The organism is Stenotrophomonas indicatrix (genome assembly GCF_002750975.1).
Taxonomy (GTDB): Bacteria; Pseudomonadota; Gammaproteobacteria; order Xanthomonadales; family Xanthomonadaceae; genus Stenotrophomonas; species Stenotrophomonas indicatrix.
The window spans coordinates 3,353,930-3,375,924 of the sequence record NZ_PEJS01000001.1; the positions used below are offsets into that span (position 1 = coordinate 3,353,930).

The window sequence follows — 21,995 nt, forward strand, 5'->3', positions numbered from 1 at the left end:
TCAGTGCCCCTTGTCTGCGGCCGGCGCCGGCTTGGCGGCCGACGGTGCCAGCACCGGGCGGTTCTGGCGGTCGACCGGCGTCACCACCTGGCCTTCGCGCAGCAGATGGCCGCCGGCAGCGACCACCCAGTCCGTCGCGCCCACGCCGGACACGACCGGCACAGCCTGCGCGCCGTAGGCACCCACCTGCACCGGCGTTGCCTTCAATGCACCGTTGGACGGATTGACCACCCACACGCTGGCCTTGCCATCACTGCCGCGCAGTACAGCCGCCAGCGGCAGCTGCAACGCACCACTGCGCCCGGCGGTGGCAAACACCCGCGCACTCTGGCCCAGTTCCACTTCGCTCAGTGCTTCCGGCGCCAGGCTCACGCGCGTGGCATAGGTGCGCGCCTGTGCATCGGCGGCCGGGGCGATCTCGCGCAGGGTGCCCGGCAGCAGCTGGCCCGGACGGTTCCACAGTTCCACCTGCACCGACTGGCCGACCTTGTAGTCGCGGATGCTGCTTTCCGGCAGCGCGATCAGCACCTCACGGCCACCATCGGCGGCCAGGGTGAACACCGTCTGCCCCGCGCTCACGACCTGCCCGGCTTCGGCCTGGCGGCTGGCGATCACGCCATCGGCGGGTGCGCGCAGCTGCGCGTACTCGGCCTGGTTGCGGGCCACGGCGAGGTTGGCCCGGGCGGCGTTGGCCTGGCCCTGTGCAGCCTTGAATGCCGCCGTCTGCTGGTCCAGTGCCGAGCGGCTCACCAGTTGGTCTTCCGCCAGCTTGGCATAGCGCTTCTGGTCATCGCGCGCGCGCACCAGGTCTGCTTCCGCCGCCGCCAGCTGCGCCTGCGACGCCGCCGCCTGCGAGGCGTAGTCGGCCGCATCCAGTTCGGCCAGCAGCTGGCCCTTCTTCACCCGCTCGCCTGCGTCGACGAGGCGCTTGACCAGGTTGCCGCCAACCCGGAACGAGAGTGGGCTTTCCTGGCGGGCACGCACCTCGCCGGGGTAGGCGGCCGCGGCCTGTCCATCCTGCGTGGTGGGATGCACCACCAGCACCGGGATGGCCGCCGCCGGCTCGGCGGCCTGCTTGCCGCACGCTGCCAACACCACGACCAGTACGCCTACGCCCAACCAACGCATGTTTTTCATGAGGTACAGGACCTGAAAAGAAATCCGGGGGGAACGCGCCGGCAACATACTGTTGCAACGCGGACATTAGTGAACCAGCCGGTATAGTATAAATATCGAACCGCTTGGTCTAGTATTAGCGGAATGAGTTCTTCCACTTCCCGAAAGCCGACGGCCAAGCCCGCTGCCAAGGCTGCCGGTCCCGGGCGCCCCAAGGATCTGGGCAAGCGCGCGGCAATACTCGAGGCAGCCAAGACACTGTTCATCGAACAGGGCTACAGCGGCGTGAGCATGGACAGCATTGCTGCCCAGGCCGGCGTCTCGAAGCTGACCGTTTACAGCCATTTCGGCGACAAAGAGACCCTGTTCTCCGAAGCTGTGCAGTCCAAGTGCATCGAGATGCTGCCCGACGCGCTGTTCGTGGCCGACGTCGAAGGCCCCCTGCGTGACCAGTTGCTGGGCATCGGCATGGCGTTCTTCGAGATGATCACCTCCGACGCGGCCCTGTCGATCCAGCGGATGATGATGGCGCCGGAGACCGACGAGCGCCTGCGCGAACTGTTCTGGCAGGCGGGCCCGCAACGCACCTGCGAGGCACTGGCCGACTTCATGCGTTCGCGTGCCGAGCGCGGCGAACTGGATATCCCCGACTGCTACATCGCCGGCCAGCAGTTCCTGACCCTGGTGAAGGGCGAAGTGCACATGCATATGATGTGCGGCATGCCACTGTCCCCCGTCGAGACCGATGCTGCGATCCATGTGGCCGCCAGTGTGGATTTCTTCCTGCGCGCCTACGCGCCGCGGGGGGCTGGGAATGCTGGATAACCAAAACTGAACGAACCGGAGGTCGCGATGACTTCCGGCACTGCGACCCCGGCCACCCCGCAGCTGATGCTCTGGGCGCGCCGCCGGCCCCCGGCACCGGTAAAATGGCCGGCCCACTGCGCTGGATTTGAACCTCATGACGATTGATTACGCCCACGCCCGCGAACTGATGGTGGAACAGCAGATCCGTCCCTGGGACGTGCTGGACATCAAGGTGCTCGACGTCCTGGCCCGCCTGCCGCGCGAGGCCTTCGTCGCCGACGCGCACCGGGCGCTGGCCTATGCCGATGTCGAACTGCCGATCGGCAACGGCCAGAAGATGATGAAGCCGGTCATCGAGGGCCGTACCCTGCAGGCACTGGATCTGCAGCCGGGTGACGAAGTGCTGGAAATCGGCACCGGCAGCGGCTTCCTGTCGGCCTGCATCGGCGCGCTGGCGCGCGACGTGCTGAGCCTGGAAATCGACCCGGAACTGGCCGCCGCTGCGCGCGCCCGCCTGGATGCCACCGGCCTGGGCACCAACGTGCGCGTGGAAGTGGCCGATGGCCTGGCCTGGCAGACCGAACGCCGCTTCGACGTGATCTGTGTCACTGGCGCCGTCGACGTGGTGCCGTCACAGTTTGCTTCGTGGTTGCGTCCGGGTGGTCGCCTGTATGTCATCCAGGGCCGTTCGCCGGCAATGGAAGCACTGCTGGTGAAGGCCGATGGCAGCACCGAGTCGCTGTTCGAGACCGATATCGATTACCTGCGTGGTGCCGCCCCGGCCCCCCAGTTCCACCTCTGAGTCCAAGGAAGCCGCAATGATCCGCCGATCCCTCGCTGTTGCGCTGGCCACTGCCCTGCTGCCGTTGTCCGCCCATGCCGCCGACCTGCTGCAGGTCTATGAAATGGCGCGCAATGGTGACCCGCAGCTGTCCGCCGCCGAATCCACCCGGCTGTACGACAAGGAAGGCGCCGTGCAGGCGCGTGCTGCCCTGCTGCCGCAGATCAATGGCCAGGCCCAGTTGAGCCGCACCCGCACCGAAGCCGACCATGACGCCAACTCCGGCACGGTCACCAGCAAGCGCCGCAACTACACGATCGACGGTTCGCAGACGCTGTTCAACTGGACGCAGATCAACAACCTGCGCTCGCAGCGCGAGCTGAGCAAGGCGGCTGATTTCACCCTCGACTCGGCCAACGACAATCTGATCGTGCGCACCTCGGCGGCCTACTTCAACGTGCTGGTGGCGATCGAATCGCTGAACGCCGCACAGACCAATGAAGCGGCCGCGAAGAAGCAGTTCGACTTCGCCGACAAGCGCCTGGAAGTGGGCCTGGCGCCGATCACCGACGTGCATGAAGCACGCGCCCAGTACGACCAGGCGCGCGCCAACACCATCGTTGCGCAGAACACCCTGGCCGATAACTACCAGGCCCTGACCGAACTGACCGGCCAGCCGGTGGTCAACCTGAAGGGCCTGCCGGCCGATTTCCGTCCGGAAGTGCCGGCCAACCGCGGCAACCTGGACCAGCTGGTGCAGCAGGCGACCACGCAGAATCCGGCGCTGAAGGCGCAGGAGCTGAAGGTCGGTGCCGCCGAAGCCGGCGTGCAGGCCGCCCGTGGCGGTCACTACCCGACCCTGTCGCTGGGCGGCAGCTGGGGCAAGAGCGCAACCTGGGGCGACAGCGTCGGCGCCGGTTCGCTCTCCCCCGATGCACGCACCAACAGCATCGGCCTGACCCTGAGCGTGCCGATCTTCTCCGGCGGCGCCACCCAGTCCGGCGTGCGCCAGGCGCTGGCCCAGCGTGACATCGCCCAGGACGGTTTCGAGCAGCAGAAGCGCGCGCTGGACCGCAACACCCGCAATGCCTACCAGACCCTGGTGCAGGGCATCAGCGAAGTGGAAGCGCGCCGTTTGGCCGTGGTTTCCGCGCAGAGCGCCTACGATGCCTCGCAGGTTGGCCTGGAAGTGGGTACCCGCACCGTGCTGGACGTGATCCAGAACCAGCGCATCCTGTTCTCGGCACAGCTGGATTACGCGCAGGCCCGCTACAACTTCCTGCAGAACCGCCTGCTGCTGAGCCAGGCCGTGGGTGGCCTGGATGTCGCCGAACTGCAGGACATCAACCGCCTGCTGACCCAGGACGCGGGCAACCCGTCGACGACCACGAACTGAGTCGGCGCGGCCGGCCTGGTCAGAAAGCCACCCGCGAGGGTGGCTTTTTTATTGATTGCAGGTGGCCTGCGGTGTGGGGGGGTGCGCTAGCGCGAACGCCCGGCGCGCCGACGCAACAGGACGCCTGCCAACACGACCGCCAGCACCACCAGCACCGGTAGAAACAGCCGCGACGTGGCTGCCGGCAACAGGCACAGTGCGGTTGCCACTGGGGAGAGCAGCATCGGGATCAGCCGCCGTTCGCCGGCCGCGGCCCGCACCTGCCACTGGCTGCGGGCAACGCCGAGGCACACGGCGGCCAGGACCAGCAGGCCTGCAGGCCCCGGCAGCTGTGGAAGCCACCCCTCCGGCAGCGACAGCGCCAACGCCGCCGACAGCACGGTCAGCGCCAGCGTCAGCGTCAGCAGCAAAGGCGCACCGGTACCCACTTCGCCGGACTTCGGCGGCCAGACTTCCACCCCCAGCCGCGCGGCCAACAGCAGCAGCACCAACTGCAGGGCCGCCAGCCCCGCGCCGCCCGCCAACGGCAACAGTGGCAGCAACCACTGCAGCTGCGGGATCCCCTGCAACGCCACCGACAGCGGCCGCGTGCTGGCCAACGCGGCAAACTCGACGAGGCCCGACTGCAGCGCAGCCAATACCATCAGCCACAACATCGCCATCAGCACCGCTGCGCCAGCGGCTCTGGAAACCTGCGAACGAGGGCGCGGCACCCGCCCGGAAAACCCTGCCAGCAGACCTGCACCCAGCAGGACGCCGAGCAATGCCACGCCCGCTGCCAGCACGCCACCCAACCCGAAGCGATAGGGCGCGGTAGCCGATGGCAGCCACGGAATCCAATGCGCGTAGTGCACATGGCGTGCTGCCAGCAACAACAGCAGCAGGCCCACGCCCAGCTTCACCGTCAACAGTGCACTGGCCAACAACAGCGCGCGCGGCGTCCGCAGCACTGCAGTGGCAGCCCCCAGCAGCAGCACCAGGATCGCCGCCGCCAGCGGCAAGGGCAGCCACTGCCCGGGTGCGGCGTCGATGACCTCGGCGGCTGCGTACAGATGACGCGCCATCGATTGCGCCAGCCCTGCGATGGTCGCCGTCAGTTCCAGCAGCAGGGCAATCACCAGTACGTCGGCAGGCAGCCTGCCCCAGGCGGCACGCAGCAGACCATGCAGACCCGAAGCATCCGGCAGGCGCCGCATCGCCATGCGCAGGCAATACAGCATCGGCACTGCGCCCAACGCCGCCAGCAACAGGCTGAGGACAATGGCGGGCCCCGCCTGTGCCGCCGTGTGCTGCCCGACCAGGGCGACAACGCTGCCGCCCAACAGCAGGGTCAGCGCCACCACCAGCAGATGGTCGGTGCCCAGCCTCCCGGGCTTCGCGCTGGCGTGCAGCGCGCCTCCGTTGTCACCGATCATTCAAAGCTCCCTTGATGTCGCCCAAGCGTGGTCGACAACAGGCTGGCAGCCTGACGCGGTAAGCGGAATCGGAATCTGCGCCATACGAACGATGATGTGACAGCTTGCACGCCGTGGTCGGCGCGAGCGGTCCAGCTACGACAGATTCACCACCATCAAGCAGGCTTGATGCAGGCGTTCACGACAGCGCAAAGGCGGGGCGCCCTTGAAACACCTGATGGCGACAGGCGGGGGCTCAGGCCAGCGGCGGCGGCAGGTGTGGAGCCACCAGCTGCAGGGTCCGCTGCAGCGCGCCGCGGCCATTGCTGACCAGCGTGCAACCGGCGCGGGCCATGTCTTCGCGCGCCTGCACGTCGTCGAGCAGGTGCAGCAGCAGATCACCCACCGCCTGCACGTCTTCGCCGATCAGCAGTGCACCGGCCTCGCGCATGCGCCGCGAGATCTCGGCGAAGTTGTGCAGATGCCGGCCGGTCACCGCTGCGGTGCCCATCGCTGCCGGTTCCAGCAGGTTGTGGCCGCCGATGGCCTGCAGGCTGCCACCGACGAAGGCCACCTGCGCACAGCCATAGAACGGCATCAGTTCGCCCAGCGTGTCGATGACGAAGACATCGCTACGCGCGTCCGGCCACTGCTGTGCGCGCCGCGTCGACACGTTCCAGCCCTGCTCGCGGGCCAGCGCCTCCACCTTGGGGAAGCGCTCCGGATGCCGCGGTGCCCACAGCAGCAGCAGGTCCGGATGCTGCTGGCGCAGGCGGCGGTGCAGGTCGATCACTGCCTGCTCTTCACCATCATGCGTGCTGGCCGCGATCCACACCGGGCGCGTGGCCGGCACATGGGCATGGAACTGTTCGATGAAGGGCTGCACGTCCGGCGTGGCGATGTCGAACTTCAGGTTGCCCAGTGCCTGCACCTGTTCCGGCGCCGCGCCCAGCTGCACGAACCGCGCAGCGTCATCCTGCGACTGTGCGGCCACGCAGGTGACCGTACGCAGCGCACGCCGGATCAACGCCGCCAGCACGCGGTAGCCGCGCAGCGATCGGGCCGACAGGCGCGCATTGAGGATGTACACCGGAATGCGACGGTCGCGGCAGCCGAACAGCATGTTCGGCCACAGCTCGGTTTCCAGGATCAGCGCCAGGCTGGGCTGGAAGTGCCCCAGGAAGCGGTTGACGCTGCCCGGCACGTCGTACGGCAGGTACACATGGTCCAGCGCATCGCCCCACAGCGCGCGCACCCGTTCCGAGCCGGTCGGGGTGATGGTGGTGATGACCCAGCGGATGTCCGGCCGCTGCGCGCGCAGCGCATTGACCAGCGGCGCAGCGGCGTTGACCTCGCCCACCGAGACCGCATGCAGCCAGACCCGGGGCTGGCCGCTGGGCTGCGGATAGGACGCATAGCGTTCATCCCAGCGCCGGAAGTATTCACGGACCCGGAAGCCGCGCCAGACCAGGTGGTACACGGTGATCGGCAGCAGGAGGTACAGCACGGCCGAGTACAGGCCACGCAGGATCCATTCGACAGGGTCTTTACGCATGCGGCAAGGATACGGGAGCCCCCCGGGAAAGACACGCGGCCGGGTTGGTAGAATGGCGGCATGTCCGATGCCACCACCGCCGTCCGTCCGTCGCTGCGTGATCCACGCAACTGGCCGATGTTTGCCGTCATGTTCACTGCCTTCGGGATCGCCCGGCTGCCGTGGACGCTGCAGCGCGTGCTGGGCCGCGGGGTCGGCTCGATCGCCTGGCGCCTGGCCGGCAGCCGCCGCCATGCCGCCGAGGTCAACCTCAAGCTGTGCTTCCCCGAGAAGGACGAGGCCTGGCGCAAGCGCCTGGTGCGCGACAGCTTCGACGCCTTGGGTGTGGGCATCTTCGAATGCGCGCGTTCCTGGTGGGGCAGCATCGACAGCATCCGTCCGCAGGTGCACATCGAAGGGCTGGAACATCTCAAGCAGATGCAGGCCGAAGGCCGCGGCGTGCTGCTGGTCTCGGGCCACTTCATGACCCTGGAGATGTGCGGCCGCCTGCTGTGCGACCACGTCGACCTGTCGGGCATGTACCGCAAGCACAAGAACCCGGTGTACGAGTGGGCGGTGAAGTTCGGCCGCCTGCGCTATGCCAAGGCGATGTACGCCAACGAGGACATCCGCGCGACGGTGCGCCACCTGAAAAAGGGCGGCTTCCTCTGGTACGCACCCGACCAGGACATGCGCGGCAAGGACACCGTGTTCGTGCCGTTCTTCGGCCACACTGCCTCCACCATCACCGCCACCCACCAGCTGGCGCGGATGACCGGTTGTGCGGTCATCCCCTACTTCCATCGCCGCGAAGGCGGGAAGTACTTCCTGAAGATCGGCGCGCCGCTGGAGAATTTCCCCAGCGAGGACGTCGAAGCCGATACCACGCGGGTCAACCAGGCCATCGAGCAGATGGTGCGCGAGGCACCGGACCAGTACCTGTGGATCCATCGCCGCTTCAAGCGCCAGCCCGGTGGGCGCAGCGATTTCTACAAGTGACGGGTGGCAGGGAAGGAACGTCCCATCCACGCATGGCGTGGATCTACTGGGAATGCCGATCAGTAGATCCACGCCATGCGTGGATGTTCTCTCTTCCGATGCCGGAATCTACAACGGCCAACGACACCAGGCGTGAGGGTAGTCCCCCAGCCCACCAGCCAATCCGGCCCGCACCGGATTGCCCAGGATGTACATCGCCTTGTCATGAAGGGATTCATCGGTACGCACCGCATGGTCGTGATAGCCGTGCTGCCAGAGCGGCCCTTTTCGTCCCGATATCCGGTTCAGCTGCCGGCTGCTGCGTGATTTCAGCAATGCCATGCACTGGGCCAGCGTTCCCTTCTGCAGCTCCATCAACCAGTGCAGGTGGTCGGGCATCACCACCCAGGCGAGGCTGTGGCTGATGCCGCTGCGTTCGACGAAGCGCAGCGCGTCCACCAGCACAGCGACATTGCCTGCGTCGGAGAAGAATGGCTCCCGGCCGTGTGTTGTCGCGGTCAGGGAATAGACATTTCCCGTGCGGGAGTAGCGACCGTAGCGGAGTCTGGGGCTTGCCATGGGGACAGACTGCGGTTTGCCCGGTCATCCTTGCATTGGCGGACCACCCTGCGGCCAGTCGGGAAAAGCCGCGACACCGGCCAATGTTCATGGGAAAGCCCATCCACGCATGGCGTGGATCTACTGCTCCCCCGCCAGACACGTCCCCGGAGATCCACGCCATGCGTGGATACGACCAGCCACCCCGCACAATCCAGTAGATCCACGCCATGCGTGGATAGGGCCCAACCCGCACACGCAAGTAGATCCACGCCATGCGTGGACGAGACGTTCCCCAACCCCGCGCGATTCAGTAGATCCACGCCATGCGTGGATGCGGAAATTACCCGGCGCCCGGCTGATCGTCCGGTTCGCGCGCCAGCAACGTGCCGACGAACAGCGCGGCGAGCAGGACGGTCAAGCCGCCCCAGAACGCGGAATAGAACGCCAGGTGCGTATTGAGCGGGAACACGGTGACCGCCAGTGCCAGCATTGCCGGGCGTGCACGTTCGCGCGCCGGGGCCGGGGCGAAACGCCATGCCCGCCATGCCTGTGCCACCGCCGCCAGCCACAGCAGCAGCCCCAGCACACCTGTCTCGGCCAGGATCTCCAGCACGATCTGATGGGCGTGCAGCGCGGGCATGGTGCCCCACACCGCCGGTCCTTCATCCGCAACGCAGTGGGGATAGGCATCGCGGAAGCCACGTGCACCGACACCATTGATCGGGTGTGCTTCGATCATGCAGGCCGCCGCACTCCAGATGCGGGTACGACCGGACAGAGCCTGCTCGACCCCGTCCTCGCCACCGTCCCAGGCCATTGCCGTTCGCGCCACACGCTCACGCAGCTGCGGCACGCTGGCCGTCAACACGCCCGCCGTGAGCACAGCGGCCAGTGCCAGCAGACCCAGCCGCTTCCATCCCAGTTGGCGCACGCCGCTGTAGGCGACCACCAGGCCGAAGGTGATCCATGAGGCACGCGAGCCGGCCAGCAGCAGCACCACGCCCACCGCGGCGACGGCCAGCAACCAGCCCGCATTGCCGAAACGGCGCGCCACCGGCAACAACAGGAACGGCGAAAGACTTGCCAGCACCTGGCCGAATTTCAGGTTGCACGGCCCAAGCGCGCCGCTGAGACGGTCGGCCAGCGCGGCTTCTTCAGCCGGGCACAATGCGTTGCCGCTGATGGCCAGCTTGATCTGCTGCAGCGACCAGAACCAGGGGCTGGTGCCTGCCAGTGCCTGCACCAGCGCATCGAGCGTCCACAGGCCGGTGATCACCGCCAACCCACCCAAGGTCAGGCGCCGCCGCTGCGGGGTGGCCACGGCGATCGCCACCAGCCACATGAAAGGCAGATAGCGCAGCCCGGCCGCAGCCTTGGTCCACGACGCCGAAGGGTCCACGGCATCGAAGGCCGAGAAGGCCTGCGGCAACCAGTAGCCAAGGAAAAGAATCGATGTCAGTGCCCACGCTGCCGGGCTCAGCAGATGAGGGCGATGCTGCACCCGGCGGATGACCATGCGTGCGGCGGCGTACAACGCCCCCAGGCCCAGCACTGTTTCGGCAATACCCGGCAGCGGCCACAACGCAACGTAGGCCAGCACCCACCAAGGTGCCCAGCGGCCGGCGCGCTCATCGCGCAGGGGCGGCGTGGCGTCAGCCAGCGAGGTCGGCATAAAGACGGAGGGTATCGCGCTGCATGGCCTGCAGGGTAAACGGGATACGGCCCGGCAGCGACGGCGGCTGTGCCAGCAGGGCCAGCGCACGTTCACCCAGCAGCTGCGCATTGCCCAGCGGCACGGCGCCACTGGGTTGCAGCTGCTGCAGCAGTTCGCCGACCCCACCATGGTTCCAACCCAGCACCGGGCGGCCGACCGACAACGCTTCGACCACGGTGCGACCAAAGGCTTCCGGTTTGTCCGACAGCTGCAGCACCAGATCGCTGGCGGCGTACGCCTGGGCGATGCGCGCAGTCGGCGTACTGATGTGCACCGCCCCGGTCACGCCCAGTGCGGCCGCCTGCCTGCGCAGCTCTGCCACATAGGCTTCCCGGCCAGGCTCGTCGGTGCCCAGCATCCACAACTGTGCCGGCACGCCTGCTGCACGGACATCGGCAAGCAGCTGCAACGCGTGGGCGTGGCCTTTCAGGCGGGTGCCGCGACCGGGCAGTAGCAACAGCGGTCCGTCGACCTGGGCCAGCCACGGGTAGTCGGCCGCCAGCGCCAGCCGGGGACGCCGATCAGCGCGTGCCACGCGCGGGAACTGGCTGACATCCACCCCGCGCGGGATCACCTGCAGCCTGTCGTGCGGCACCGTCGGGTAATGCGTGTGTACGTAGTCGCGCACGCTGTTGGACACACAGATCACGCGTTCGCCGCTGGTCATCACCGCGCTGTAGCGGCTGGGCGAATTCAGCCCATGCACGGTAGTCACCCAATGCGGGCGTTGCGCCGGCTGCATCGCACGGATCGCGTACAGCCCCAGCCACGCCGGCAGGCGCGAACGGGCGTGGACGATGTCGGCGCCCACTTCGGTGAACAGGCGACGCAGGGTAGGCAGATGGCGCAGCGTCAGCAGCGACTTGCGGCCGATATCCAGGGTCAGGTGCTCGGCACCGCTGTCGAGCAGCGGCTGCACCAGGCGACCACCAGCGGACACCACCAGCGCGCGATGGCCGGCAGCGACCAGGGCCGCGGCGATTTCAAGGGTCGAGCGCTCGACACCGCCGGAGTGCAGCGCCGGCAGCAACTGCACCACGGTCAATCGGCGCATCGAGGGGGCAGCCGTTTAGTCGGCCAGCACGAACACGGCGCCGCAGTAAGCACACTGCGCTTGCCCGTTGGGTTCGTCTTCGATCGGCAGGTACACCCGCGGATGCGAGTTCCACAGCGCCATTTCCGGGGTCGGGCAGCTCAGCGGCAGATCGCTGCGGTGCACGGTGTAGCGCTTTTCGGCGTTGGCGGGCGCGGTGGCGGTATGGCTCATGGCGGATGTCGATGAACGGATTGCGAGGCCTGCGATTCTAGCATCTGGGCCCGGCAAACACCGTGCGCGGCGTGGCCGCTGCGCGCGGCGGCCCGCTTGCAGCCTTCGCCGGTGCAGCCACGTGCGACCGCCCTGCCCCTCCCGCGCCGCCGTCGCCCTGCCCCCGTCGGCGGGAAATCCCAGGCAGGCCAGTCAGTTCCGCGCGGAATCGGTCGTCGTTCGAATTTCCCGCATTTGGATCGAACTAAATGGCACTTGTCAGGGCGCTGCCGGCTGTTGCAGCATCGGCAGCGATCCATTCCTGACCCGATCGCATGGCCCGCCCCCCACCGGACCTGCATCGCCTCCCGACTGCCCTGCGGCGGACGGGGCGATGCTGTCCGTGGTGTTCGCCGATGCGGGTTCTGCCTGCCGCCTGCCCTACCGGGAGACCCTGCATGACCCTGTACGATCCGCGCCGCGCCCTGCTTCCGCTCGCCCTGGCCCTGGCCTGTGCGACCACTGCGACGCCGGTGCTGGCGCAAGGGCTGCAGACCTCCTTCGAGCCGGGCGAACCGGCACCGGCCAGGTCCGATGGCACCTTGTCCATCGACGTCGGCAGTGGCCCCGGCGCGCCGTACGCGGCCAAGCGCAACGTCGGCTACAGCGGCCTGCATGCGTTGCACTACAGCACCAGTGGCGGCCAGGCACGCCGCGAACTGTTCAAGACCGATCTGCCCATCGACACCGACACCACGCTGTCCTGGCTGGTATTGCCGGAGATCGTCGGCAAGGACACCGTGGCCTCCACCTATGTCTCGCTGGACCTGCTGCTGGACGATGGCAGCCGCGTCTCCGCCAGTGGCGCGCGCGACCAGCACGGCGTAGCGCTGGGCGCACGGGCGCAGGGCGATTCGAAGACGTTGTACCCGCAGCAGTGGGCGCGCAAGGCGGTCAGGCTGGGCGACATGCCGGCGCTGAAGGGCCGCCGCGTGCTGGCCATCGAGCTCGAGGTGGCCAGCGCCAATGGCGCGCCTGTGTCGGGCTGGATCGACGACGTGCGCCTGGACGTGCAGCCACGGCAGGCGCCGCAGCGGGTCTCCAACTGGGTACTGACCACGCGCGGAACCCAGGCCAACGGCACCTTCTCGCGCGGCAACAACTTCCCGGCCACTGCGGTACCGCACGGTTTCAACTTCTGGACGCCGGTGACCGATGCCGGCGCACTGAACTGGCTGTACCGCTGGAACGAGCAGAACGATGCGAAGAACCGGCCGCAGCTGCAGGCGTTGGCGCTGAGCCACCAGCCCAGCCCGTGGATGGGCGACCGCCAGACCTTCCAGGTGATGCCCTCCGCCACGCGCGGTGTGCCCGAAGCGGACCGCAGCAAGCGGGCGTTGTCCTTCGACCGCACGCAGGAAAACGCGCGCCCGTACCGCTACGACGTGCGCTTCGACAACGGCATCGCCGCGTCCATCGCCCCCACCGACCATGCCGCGCTGTTCCGCTTCGAGTTCCCCGAAGGCGGCGACGCCAACCTGCTGTTCGACAACGTCGATGCCCGCGGCGGACTCACCCTCGATGCCGCCACGCAGACGTTGACCGGCTACACCGATACCCGCAGCGGCCTGTCCAACGGCGCCACCCGCATGTACGTGGTGGCCAGCTTCGACAGGCCGTGGCGCAGCAGCGGCCAGATCGGCACCGGCCGCCCGACCGGCTACATCAAGTTCGACCCAGGCAGCGAGCGCCGGGTGACGATGCGCATCGCCACCTCGTTGATCTCCGTCGAGCAGGCGCGGCACAACCTGGCACTGGAAATCGCCGCCGCCGATACGCTGGAAAGCGTGGCCGGACGCGCACAGGATGCGTGGGATGCGCGCCTGGCCCGTTTCGACATCGGCAATGCCAGTGACGACCAGAAGACCACGCTGTACTCCAGCCTGTACCGGCTGTACCTGTACCCCAATTCCGGCCACGAGAATGTGGGCACCGCCGCCGCGCCCGAGTGGCGCTATGCCAGCCAGGCCAGCGCCGCCGATGACAACACCGACGGCAGCGCGACGCGCAGCTTCGCACCGGTGCGCGACGGCAAGGTCTTCGTCAACAACGGCTTCTGGGACACGTTCCGCACCACCTGGCCGGCGTATGCGCTGTTCACCCCGGATGATGCCGGGCAGCTGGTACAGGGCTTCATCGAGCAGTACCGCGCCGGTGGCTGGGTCGCGCGCTGGTCCTCGCCGGGCTACGCGGACCTGATGGTCGGCACCAGCTCGGACGTCGCCTTCGCCGATGCGTGGCTGAAGGGCATCGGTGGCTTCGATCCGGAAGAGGCCTACGCCGCAGCGCTGAAGAACGCCACCGTGGTGCCACCGGACCGCCACGTCGGCCGCAAGGGCATGGATCGTTCGACGTTCCGCGGCTATGCCAGCGCCGACGTGCATGAAGGCATGTCGTGGACGATGGAAGGTGCGCTCAATGATTTCGGCATCGCCAACATGGCCGATGCCCTGGCCAAGCGCGCGACCACACCGTCCGCACGCGAACGCTACGCCACCGAGGCCGACTACTTCCGCCACCGCGCCGGCAGCTACGCGACGTTGTTCGATCCGGCCGCCGGCTTCTTCCAGGGCCGCAGGCCCGATGGCAGTTGGCGCCTGCAGGCCAAGGACTACGACCCGCGCGTGTGGGGCCACGACTACACCGAATCCAATGGCTGGACGTTCGCCTTCACCGCCGCGCACGATGGCGAAGGCTTGGCCGCGCTGTACGGTGGCCGCGACAAGCTGGCCGCCAAGCTCGATACCTTCTTCGCCACCCCGGAAACCGCCGACGCCGCATTCGCCGGCTCCTACGGCGGCACCATCCATGAGATGACCGAAGCGCGCGACGTGCGCATGGGCATGTACGCGCACAGCAACCAGCCGGCACACCACATCCCGTGGATGTACCTGTATGCCGGGCAGCCGTGGAAGACCCAGCAGCATGTGCGCGAGATCCTGTCGCGGCTGTATGTCGGCAGCGAGATCGGCCAGGGCTATCCGGGCGACGAGGACAACGGCGAGACCTCGGCGTGGTACGTGCTGGCCTCGCTGGGCCTGTATCCGCTGCGCATGGGTGCGCCGGAGTACGTGATTGGTTCGCCGGCGTTCCAGCATGCGCGCGTCGAGCTGCAGGGCGGCGCGGTGTTGACCGTCAATGCACCGCAGAATTCGCCGGAGAACGTGTACGTGCAGTCGCTGAAGATCAACGGCAAGCCGTGGAGCAAAACCTGGGTGCCGCACGAAGTGATCGCCAAGGGTGCAACCCTGGACTTCGTGATGGGCCCGCAGCCGTCACGCTGGGGCAGCGGCGCGGATGATGTACCGCGCTCGCTGACCGCCCGTGGCCAGCGCCCGCAGTTGCTGCACGATCTGCTCGGCAACGGCGCGCAGGCGGCACTGGCTGATGGCCGTGCCCTGCCCGCGCTGATCGACGACGATGCCAACACGGCCGTGCCGCTGGGCGGCGGCGTGACCATCGCACTGAGCCACGTGGGCGATGGCGTACCGACGATGTACACGCTGACCAGCGGTGACGGCACGATCCGTGGCGGTGAGTGGACGCTGGAAGCGCGTGCCGGCAACGGGCGCTGGGTAACGCTGGACCAGCGACGCGGCGAAGACTTCACCTCGGCGCGGCAGACCCGCCCGTTCCGTATCGCCTCGCCCTCACGCTACGCCGAGTACCGTCTGCGCCTGGCTGCGCCGGGGCGCCTGCAGCTGGCCGAGATCGAACTGTTGGCGCCCTCCCCCCTACAATGACGTCCATGCGCCTACGTTTGCTCCCCCTCGCTCTTGCCGCCCTTGTATTTCCCAGCCTCAGCCACGCACAACCGCAGACCCAGGCCTTCGATGGCCAGGTCAGCCGTGACGGGGTGACCCTGTACTACCAGGATGCCACCGGCGCGCTGGCCGCGCCGGTGCGCAAGCGCATCATCGATACGTTCTACTTTGCTTACCTGCGCGAGCGTGCGGACTTCCGCCCGGCCGCGCCGAACGAGGTGCGCATCGTGATCGATCCGGCGTACAACGGCGTCGCCTTCGTCGGCGACAAGGACAAGGCCAGCACGATCACGATCAATCCGGGCTGGCTGGTCCAGCACCCGGATGACATCGATCTGGTCACCCACGAAGCGATGCACATCGTGCAGGGCTACCCCAGCTATGGCGACAAGCGCGTGCCGGGCTGGCTGGTGGAGGGCATTGCCGACTACGCCCGCGATCGCTACGGCATGAACAACGCCGCTGCCGGCTGGGCGTTGCCGGACAAGCTGAGCCAGGGCCAGACGGTGGAAAGCGGCTACCGGGTGACCGGTGCCTTCCTGAAGTGGGCCGAAGCGGCGCACCCGGGACTGGTGCTGGCACTGGACAAGGATCTGCGCGACGGGCGCTATGCGCCGGCGCTGTGGCAGAAACACACCGGCAAGACCCTGCCGGCGCTGTGGGCGGAGTATGCCAAACCGCGCTCCCCGGCCCCTGCGCCGCCGCCCGCGCGGCGCGCGAAGCGGCGGTAAGCTCGACGTTGCCGGGGCGATGCCCCGGCTTTCAACGCAACTGCACGAAGCCGGCGTACAGCGCGAACAACTGCTGGAAATACCGCTTGCTCACTCGACTGCGCATGACACTGCTCCGCCCATGGAAAGTTGGTCGGGCCCAGGGTGGGAAGGCCGGTCCGGTCCCTTCCCACGGCCAGGCCGCGTGGGCGTATTGGGCCGCAGCGAGGTTGCAGGGCGATTACCGGACGGCTGCAGTTCTCCGGTAGAGCCGGGGCATGCCCGGCGGAACACGGGAAGCGCCGCGCTGCGCGCTCGCCGGGCCATGCCCGGCGGAATACAGAAAGTGCCGCGCTGCGCGCTCGCCGGCCAACGGCCGGCACTACCGTTTCCGCGCTGCTTCTCCGGTAGCGCCGGGCCATGCCCGGCGGAATACGGGAAGCGCCGCGCTGCGCGGTTGCCGGCCAGCGGCCGGCACTACCGTTTCCGCGTTGCGGAAACAGAAACGCGCCCCGTGGGGCGCGTTTCTGCAGATCGCAGCGGAACGAAGACTTATGCCTTCTTTTCCGCTTCGATCTGCTTGCGGATCTGCGCATCAACCGCGGCGATCGCGGTCATGTTCAGGATCCGGCGCGAGGTCGCGCTGGTGGTCAGGATGTGCACCGGCTTGTTGACGCCCATCAGGATCGGACCGATCGCCACGCCATCGGTGAACACGCGCACCAGGTTGTAGGCGATGTTGGCCGCTTCCAGGTTCGGCAGCACGAACAGGTTGGCACGGCCCTGCAGGGTCGAGCCCGGCAGCAGCTTCTGGCGCAGGGCTTCATCCCATGCGGTGTCGCCCTGCATTTCGCCGTCCACGTTCAGACGCGGGTTGCGCTTGAGCAGCAGCTCGCGCACCTGGCGCATCTTCAGCGCATCCTTCGAATCGTGGCTGCCGAAGTTGGAGTGCGACAGCAGTGCCACCTTCGGTTCGACGCCGAACAACTTCATGCGGTAAGCGGCCTGCAGGGTCGCTTCGCACAGCTGCTCTGCGGTCGGGTCTTCCTGCACGTGCGTATCGACGAAGAAGAACACACCCTGCTGGTTGATCACGCCGGTCATCGCCGAGGTCGAGGTGACCTTCGATTCCAGCGGCAGCACGCTGCGCACGTAACCCAGCTTCTTGTGGAAGCGGCCGACGATGCCGGTCAGCATCGCATCGGCTTCGCCACGGGCCACCATCACTGCAGCGATCAGGGTCGGGCGCGAACGCATCAGGTTCTTGGCGGCGGCCACGGTGACGCCACGACGGCCGGTCAGGCCGTGGTAGTACTGCCAGTATTCGTTGAAGCGCGGATCGTCATTGATGTTGGTGACTTCAATGTTCTCGCCGATCTTCAGGCGCAGGCCGAGGCGCTCGATGCGCGATTCGATCACTTCCGGGCGGCCGATCAGGATCGGATGTGCCAGGCCGTCGTCGACCACGTTCTGCACCGCCTGCAGCACCACTTCTTCTTCGCCCTCGGCATACACCACGCGCTGCTTGTCGCTGCGCGCGCGATCGTAGACCGGCTTCATCATCAGGCTGGTGCGGTAGACGAACTGCGACAGCTTCTGCCGGTAGGCTTCCATGTCGGCGATCGGACGGGCGGCCACGCCCGAATCCATCGCGGCCTGGGCCACGGCGGCCGACAGCTCCACCAGCAGGCGGCGGTCGAACGGACGCGGGATCAGGTATTCGCGGCCGAAGCTGGGGGTCTCACCGCCATAGGCAGAGCCCATGTCGGTGGCGGCGCGGCGGGCCAGCGCGGCGATCGCGCGCACGCAGGCGATCTTCATTTCCTCGTTGATCGCGGTCGCACCGACGTCCAGCGCACCGCGGAACAGGTACGGGAAGCACAGCACGTTGTTGACCTGGTTCGGGTAGTCCGAACGGCCGGTACCGATGATCGCGTCCGGACGCGCGGCGCGCACCAGTTCCGGCATGATTTCCGGGGTCGGGTTGGCCAGGGCGAAGATCACCGGGTCCGGCGCCATCGTCTTGACCATCTCGGCGGTCAGGATGCCCGGCGCCGACAGGCCCAGGAAGATGTCCGCGCCATCGACGATCTCGGCCAGGGTGCGCTTGTCGGTGTCGCGCGCATAGCGCAGCTTTTCCGGGTCCAGGTCGGTACGGCCGGTGTGGATCACGCCTTCGCGGTCGAAGGCCAGGATGTTCTCCGGCTTCAGGCCCAGCTGCACCAGCATGTTCACGCAGGAAATGCCGGCCGCGCCCATGCCCGTGGTCGCCAGCTTCACTTCTTCGATCTTCTTGCCGGTGATCGCCATGGCGTTCAGCACCGCAGCACCGACGATGATCGCCGTGCCGTGCTGGTCGTCATGGAACACCGGGATCTTCATGCGCTCGCGCAGCTTGCGCTCGACGATGAAGCACTCCGGTGCCTTGATGTCTTCCAGGTTGATGCCGCCGAAGGTCGGCTCCAGCGAGGCGATGATGTCGACCAGCTTGTCCGGGTCGTTCTCGTCCACTTCGATGTCGAACACATCGATGCCGGCGAACTTCTGGAACAGCACGCCCTTGCCTTCCATCACCGGCTTGCCGGCCAGCGCGCCGATGTTGCCCAGGCCCAGCACCGCGGTGCCGTTGGAGATCACCGCCACCAGGTTGCCGCGGGCGGTCAGCTCGCTGGCCTGCTGCGGATCGGCCTTGATCGCTTCACAGGCGTACGCCACGCCCGGCGAATACGCCAGCGACAGGTCGCGCTGGGTCAGCATGGGCTTGGTAGCGGAAACCTTGATCTTGCCGGGCGGAGACATCCGGTGGTAATCGAGGGCGGCCTGTTTGAAATCTTCGTTGGACATCGATGTGGGTTACATGAATGGGCAGAAGGGACAGGGGATCATACCCCCGTTGGAGCGGTCGGACCTGTCGCTATGCTGTCGCAGTGATGCTGCGACCGCACAATTCCATGGCGTATGCGACGTTACCAGAGCACAGCTTCGGCGCTGGCGATGACAGCCGTGGGACGCCTTGAAACGCTGCGGGGCCGTGCCACTGTCGTGACCGGCCCCGCAGTACCACACACCCGGATCAGCCCTTGGCGGGCAGCGCCTCGGTCATCGCCAGCGGCACGGCATCGACCGGCGGCGGCAGTTCGCTTTCGCGACCATCCAGCGCCAGCTTCAGGCGGTCGCGGTCCAGCGCACCTTCCCAGCGCGAGACCACCACCGTGGCCACCGCGTTGCCGATGAAGTTGGTCAGCGAGCGGCACTCGCTCATGAAGCGGTCCACGCCCAGGATCAGCGCCATGCCGGCCACCGGCACTTCCGGCACCACTGCCAGGGTGGCGGCCAGGGTGATGAAGCCGGCACCGGTGACGCCGGCAGCGCCCTTGGAGCTGAGCATCGCCACCAGCAGCAGCGCGATCTGGTGGCCCAGGGTCAGCTCGGTGTTGGTGGCCTGGGCGATGAACAGCGCGGCCAGGGTCATGTAGATGTTGGTGCCGTCCAGGTTGAACGAGTAACCGGTGGGGACCACCAGGCCGACCACCGACTTGCTGCAGCCGGCACGTTCCATCTTCTCCATCAGCGACGGCAGCGCCGACTCCGACGACGAGGTGCCCAGCACCAGCAGCAGCTCGGCCTTCAGGTAACGGGCCAGCTTGAACACCGAGAAGCCACACAGGCGGCAGACCACGCCCAGGATCACCGCAACGAACAGGAACGCGGTGAGGTAGAACGAGCCGACCAGCCAGGCCAGGTTGACCAGCGAGCCGACGCCGTACTTGCCGATGGTGAAGGCGATGGCACCGAAGGCACCGATCGGCGCGGCCTTCATCAGGATGTGCACCAGCTTGAACACCGGCGCGACCAGCGCTTCCAGGAAGTTCTGGATCGGCTTGCCCTTCTCGCCCACCGAGGCCAGCGCGATGCCGAACAGCACCGCCACGAACAGCACCTGCAGGATGTTGCCGTCAACGAAGGCGCTGATCAGCGTCTTCGGGATGATGTCCATCAGGAAGCCGACCAGGGTCAGGTCGTGCGACTTCTCGACATAGCTGTGCACCGCGGTCTGGTCCAGCTCGGCCGGGTTGATGTTCATGCCGGCGCCGGGCTGCACCACGTGCGCCACGATCATGCCGACGATCAGCGCCAGCGTGGAGAAGAACAGGAAATACGCCATCGCCTTGGCGAACACCCGGCCCACCGTGCGCAGGTGCGTCATGCCGGCGATGCCGGTGACGATGGTCAGGAAGATCACCGGGGCGATGATCATCTTCACCAGGTTGATGAAGGCATCGCCGAGCGGCTTCATCTTCTCGCCGATCAGCGGCTCGTAGTGGCCGAGGACAGCACCCAGGACGATCGCCACGATCACCTGGAAATACAGTTGGCGGTAGAGCGGCAACGGCTTGCTGGGCACCGGCGCAGCGGTCGGGATGTGCATGGCGGACTCCGGAAGGGGCGTTTTCAGGCACGTACGGCCCCGGAAATGCACGGGAACCGTTACCGTGGAAACTGACCGCACGCCCCGTGACTGCAGGCGCAGGGGTGCGACCAATGGACGCCTTTGTACGCGCCGGGCACGCCGGCGCAGATAACCTATTGGTACTAGCCCCCCGGTTCAGGTGGCTGCGCTGCCTACACTGGCGCCGCACCCCTGATCGCGGGGACGCCGGTGGCCCGACCTGAACGGCCGGGCGCGTCATTGCGAAAGTTCCGGCCATCGCGGCCGTTGTTGTCCTGTCCACACGCAATCCGAGAGAGCCGCACCACCCATGCGCCCGATTCCCACCTTGCTGGCCCTTTCCCTGGCCGCCCTCCCCGCCTTCGCATCCGCTGCGGATTTCGACAACTGGCCGACCAAGTACGCCTTCGGCGACGGCACCGAGCTGGCCGCTACCGCCAACATCGCCTACGACTACAACGACTTCTCGTCCGCCAGCGGCATCGAGGATGACGATGCGGTGCGTCGCAAGGAGTTCGGCGCGACCCTGAAAAAGAAGGGCGTGTACGACGCGATGGTCTACTACGATTTCCAGGCCGATACCTGGCTGGACGTGTTCGTGCGCTTGGAGAGCAAGGCGTTCTTCGGCCGCGATGTCGGCCGCTTCCGCTTCGGCTACATGAAGACCCCGGTCGGCCTGGATGCCAACACCTCCTCGCGCGCCGGCAGCTTCCTGGAAACCGCGCTGCCCGTGCAGGCGTTCTACGCAGGCCGCCGCACCGGCGTGGAATGGGTGCTGGAGCGTCCGCAGTACCTGCTGCAGGCCGGCGCCTATGGCGGCAAGGACCTGCAGGGCGACAACCCCGGCACCACCCAGGCGGTGCGTGCGGTGTGGACGCCGGTGAAGGCACCGGGCGATGTGATCCACCTCGGCCTGGCCTATTCGCAGGAAAATCCGCGCGGTTACCACGATGGCCGCGACGTGCACCACGAAGCCAGCGCGCGCCTGCGGGCCCGTCCGGAAGCCGGCCTGACCGACATCCGCCTGGTCGATTCGGGGGCGCTGGTCACCGCCGACCAGATCCGCCGCACCGGCCTGGAAGGCATCTGGATCCGCGGTCCGTTCTCGCTGCAGGCCGAAGCGCTGCAGGCCACCGTCACCCGCAATGATGGCAAGCCCGACTACACCGGCCACGGTCAGTACGCGATGGCCAGCTGGGTGCTGACCGGCGAATCACGCCCTTACAACGCCGGCGCCGTTGCCAACATCAAGCCGGCGCACGACTACGGTGCGGTGGAACTGGTGGCCCGCTACAGCCGCCTGGACCTGGACGACGGCAGCATCCTTGGTGGCCGCCAGCACGACCTGACCCTGGGCGCGAACTGGTACCTGACCAGCCACTTCAAGTTCCAGGCCAACTACGTGAAGGTCGACGCCAGCCGTCGCGGTGTGCGCAGCACCCCGGAGATCTTCGAACTTCGCGCGCAGATGCACTTCTGATCCC

16 protein-coding genes are annotated in these 21,995 nt (G+C 67.3%); 7 read left to right on the forward strand and 9 right to left on the reverse strand.

Annotated elements, in window-relative coordinates:
- Positions 1-1,137, reverse strand: a complete 1,137-nt coding sequence (locus CR918_RS15440) for an efflux RND transporter periplasmic adaptor subunit (protein WP_099843592.1) — start codon at positions 1,135-1,137, stop codon at positions 1-3.
- A gap of 123 nt (positions 1,138-1,260) precedes the next feature.
- On the opposite strand from CR918_RS15440, the gene CR918_RS15445 reads away from it, so the two are divergent.
- From CR918_RS15445 to CR918_RS15455, 3 genes are all read left to right on the forward strand, one after another.
- Positions 1,261-1,941: a TetR/AcrR family transcriptional regulator gene (locus tag CR918_RS15445; RefSeq protein ID WP_099843594.1), complete on the forward strand. Its 681-nt coding sequence runs from the start codon at positions 1,261-1,263 to the stop codon at positions 1,939-1,941.
- 136 nt (positions 1,942-2,077) lie between these two features.
- Entirely contained in the window at positions 2,078-2,725 is a 648-nt protein-coding gene (locus tag CR918_RS15450) for a protein-L-isoaspartate O-methyltransferase family protein (protein WP_032975442.1), read from the forward strand.
- Positions 2,726-2,741: 16 nt separating this feature from the next.
- On the forward strand, positions 2,742-4,100 hold the full coding sequence (locus tag CR918_RS15455) for a TolC family outer membrane protein (RefSeq protein ID WP_025874136.1): 1,359 nt from the start codon (positions 2,742-2,744) through the stop codon (positions 4,098-4,100).
- Between the two features lie 86 nt (positions 4,101-4,186).
- Here CR918_RS15455 and CR918_RS15460 read toward each other — a convergent pair whose 3' ends face one another.
- Both CR918_RS15460 and waaA read right to left on the reverse strand, forming a co-directional pair.
- Positions 4,187-5,515 (reverse strand): amino acid transporter, encoded by a 1,329-nt coding sequence (locus CR918_RS15460; RefSeq protein WP_243379117.1) that lies wholly within the window; start codon positions 5,513-5,515, stop codon positions 4,187-4,189.
- Positions 5,516-5,750: 235 nt separating this feature from the next.
- Positions 5,751-7,049, reverse strand: coding sequence for a lipid IV(A) 3-deoxy-D-manno-octulosonic acid transferase (waaA, locus tag CR918_RS15465; RefSeq protein ID WP_099843596.1), 1,299 nt, complete (start codon positions 7,047-7,049; stop codon positions 5,751-5,753).
- Between the two features lie 60 nt (positions 7,050-7,109).
- Between waaA and CR918_RS15470 the strand changes: the two genes are divergently transcribed.
- Positions 7,110-8,027 (forward strand): LpxL/LpxP family Kdo(2)-lipid IV(A) lauroyl/palmitoleoyl acyltransferase, encoded by a 918-nt coding sequence (locus tag CR918_RS15470; protein WP_099843598.1) that lies wholly within the window; start codon positions 7,110-7,112, stop codon positions 8,025-8,027.
- Between the two features lie 108 nt (positions 8,028-8,135).
- On the opposite strand, the gene CR918_RS15475 is transcribed toward CR918_RS15470, so the two are convergent.
- The 4 genes from CR918_RS15475 to CR918_RS15490 all read right to left on the reverse strand — a co-directional run bounded on the left by CR918_RS15475 (position 8,136) and on the right by CR918_RS15490 (position 11,548).
- Positions 8,136-8,585, reverse strand: coding sequence for an REP-associated tyrosine transposase (locus tag CR918_RS15475; RefSeq protein ID WP_099843600.1), 450 nt, complete (start codon positions 8,583-8,585; stop codon positions 8,136-8,138).
- 322 nt (positions 8,586-8,907) lie between these two features.
- Entirely contained in the window at positions 8,908-10,239 is a 1,332-nt protein-coding gene (locus tag CR918_RS15480; RefSeq protein ID WP_099843602.1) for an O-antigen ligase family protein, read from the reverse strand.
- On the reverse strand, positions 10,220-11,335 hold the full coding sequence (locus CR918_RS15485) for a glycosyltransferase (protein ID WP_025874130.1): 1,116 nt from the start codon (positions 11,333-11,335) through the stop codon (positions 10,220-10,222). Before CR918_RS15485 ends, CR918_RS15480 begins: the two co-directional genes overlap by 20 nt.
- 15 nt (positions 11,336-11,350) lie before the next feature.
- The gene (locus CR918_RS15490; RefSeq protein ID WP_025874129.1) at positions 11,351-11,548 is read right to left on the reverse strand and encodes a zinc-finger domain-containing protein; all 198 of its coding nucleotides are present in this window, start codon (positions 11,546-11,548) and stop codon (positions 11,351-11,353) included.
- A 437-nt stretch (positions 11,549-11,985) separates the two neighbouring features.
- On the opposite strand from CR918_RS15490, the gene CR918_RS15495 reads away from it, so the two are divergent.
- Positions 11,986-15,330, forward strand: a complete 3,345-nt coding sequence (locus CR918_RS15495) for a GH92 family glycosyl hydrolase (RefSeq protein WP_099843604.1) — start codon at positions 11,986-11,988, stop codon at positions 15,328-15,330.
- Positions 15,327-16,082, forward strand: a complete 756-nt coding sequence (locus CR918_RS15500) for a basic secretory protein-like protein (RefSeq protein WP_032951610.1) — start codon at positions 15,327-15,329, stop codon at positions 16,080-16,082. Before CR918_RS15495 ends, CR918_RS15500 begins: the two co-directional genes overlap by 4 nt.
- Before the next feature lie 531 nt (positions 16,083-16,613).
- On the opposite strand, the gene CR918_RS15505 is transcribed toward CR918_RS15500, so the two are convergent.
- Together CR918_RS15505 and CR918_RS15510 are read right to left on the reverse strand one after the other, a co-directional pair.
- Positions 16,614-18,905, reverse strand: coding sequence for an NADP-dependent malic enzyme (locus CR918_RS15505; protein WP_025874126.1), 2,292 nt, complete (start codon positions 18,903-18,905; stop codon positions 16,614-16,616).
- 229 nt (positions 18,906-19,134) lie between these two features.
- Complete coding sequence (locus tag CR918_RS15510) at positions 19,135-20,490, reverse strand: dicarboxylate/amino acid:cation symporter (RefSeq protein WP_025874125.1); 1,356 nt, start codon at positions 20,488-20,490, stop codon at positions 19,135-19,137.
- Between the two features lie 331 nt (positions 20,491-20,821).
- On the opposite strand from CR918_RS15510, the gene CR918_RS15515 reads away from it, so the two are divergent.
- On the forward strand, positions 20,822-21,991 hold the full coding sequence (locus CR918_RS15515) for an OprO/OprP family phosphate-selective porin (RefSeq protein ID WP_025874124.1): 1,170 nt from the start codon (positions 20,822-20,824) through the stop codon (positions 21,989-21,991).
- Positions 21,992-21,995 lie beyond the last annotated feature (4 nt).

Excerpts from the sequence above, each read along its gene's own strand:
- CR918_RS15515 (WP_025874124.1), top strand. The coding sequence starts at position 20,822 with ATGCGCCCGATTCCCACCTTGCTGGCCCTTTCCCTGGCCGCCCTCCCC.
- CR918_RS15450 (WP_032975442.1), top strand. The coding sequence starts at position 2,078 with ATGACGATTGATTACGCCCACGCCCGCGAACTGATGGTGGAACAGCAG.
- CR918_RS15510 (WP_025874125.1), bottom strand. The coding sequence starts at position 20,490 with ATGCACATCCCGACCGCTGCGCCGGTGCCCAGCAAGCCGTTGCCGCTC.
- CR918_RS15495 (WP_099843604.1), top strand. The coding sequence starts at position 11,986 with ATGACCCTGTACGATCCGCGCCGCGCCCTGCTTCCGCTCGCCCTGGCC.
- CR918_RS15480 (WP_099843602.1), bottom strand. The coding sequence starts at position 10,239 with ATGCCGACCTCGCTGGCTGACGCCACGCCGCCCCTGCGCGATGAGCGC.
- CR918_RS15445 (WP_099843594.1), top strand. The coding sequence starts at position 1,261 with ATGAGTTCTTCCACTTCCCGAAAGCCGACGGCCAAGCCCGCTGCCAAG.
- waaA (WP_099843596.1), bottom strand. The coding sequence starts at position 7,049 with ATGCGTAAAGACCCTGTCGAATGGATCCTGCGTGGCCTGTACTCGGCC.
- CR918_RS15455 (WP_025874136.1), top strand. The coding sequence starts at position 2,742 with ATGATCCGCCGATCCCTCGCTGTTGCGCTGGCCACTGCCCTGCTGCCG.
- CR918_RS15440 (WP_099843592.1), bottom strand. The coding sequence starts at position 1,137 with ATGAAAAACATGCGTTGGTTGGGCGTAGGCGTACTGGTCGTGGTGTTG.
- CR918_RS15485 (WP_025874130.1), bottom strand. The coding sequence starts at position 11,335 with ATGCGCCGATTGACCGTGGTGCAGTTGCTGCCGGCGCTGCACTCCGGC.
- CR918_RS15490 (WP_025874129.1), bottom strand. The coding sequence starts at position 11,548 with ATGAGCCATACCGCCACCGCGCCCGCCAACGCCGAAAAGCGCTACACC.
- CR918_RS15475 (WP_099843600.1), bottom strand. The coding sequence starts at position 8,585 with ATGGCAAGCCCCAGACTCCGCTACGGTCGCTACTCCCGCACGGGAAAT.
- CR918_RS15505 (WP_025874126.1), bottom strand. The coding sequence starts at position 18,905 with ATGTCCAACGAAGATTTCAAACAGGCCGCCCTCGATTACCACCGGATG.
- CR918_RS15470 (WP_099843598.1), top strand. The coding sequence starts at position 7,110 with ATGTCCGATGCCACCACCGCCGTCCGTCCGTCGCTGCGTGATCCACGC.
- CR918_RS15460 (WP_243379117.1), bottom strand. The coding sequence starts at position 5,515 with ATGATCGGTGACAACGGAGGCGCGCTGCACGCCAGCGCGAAGCCCGGG.
- CR918_RS15500 (WP_032951610.1), top strand. The coding sequence starts at position 15,327 with ATGACGTCCATGCGCCTACGTTTGCTCCCCCTCGCTCTTGCCGCCCTT.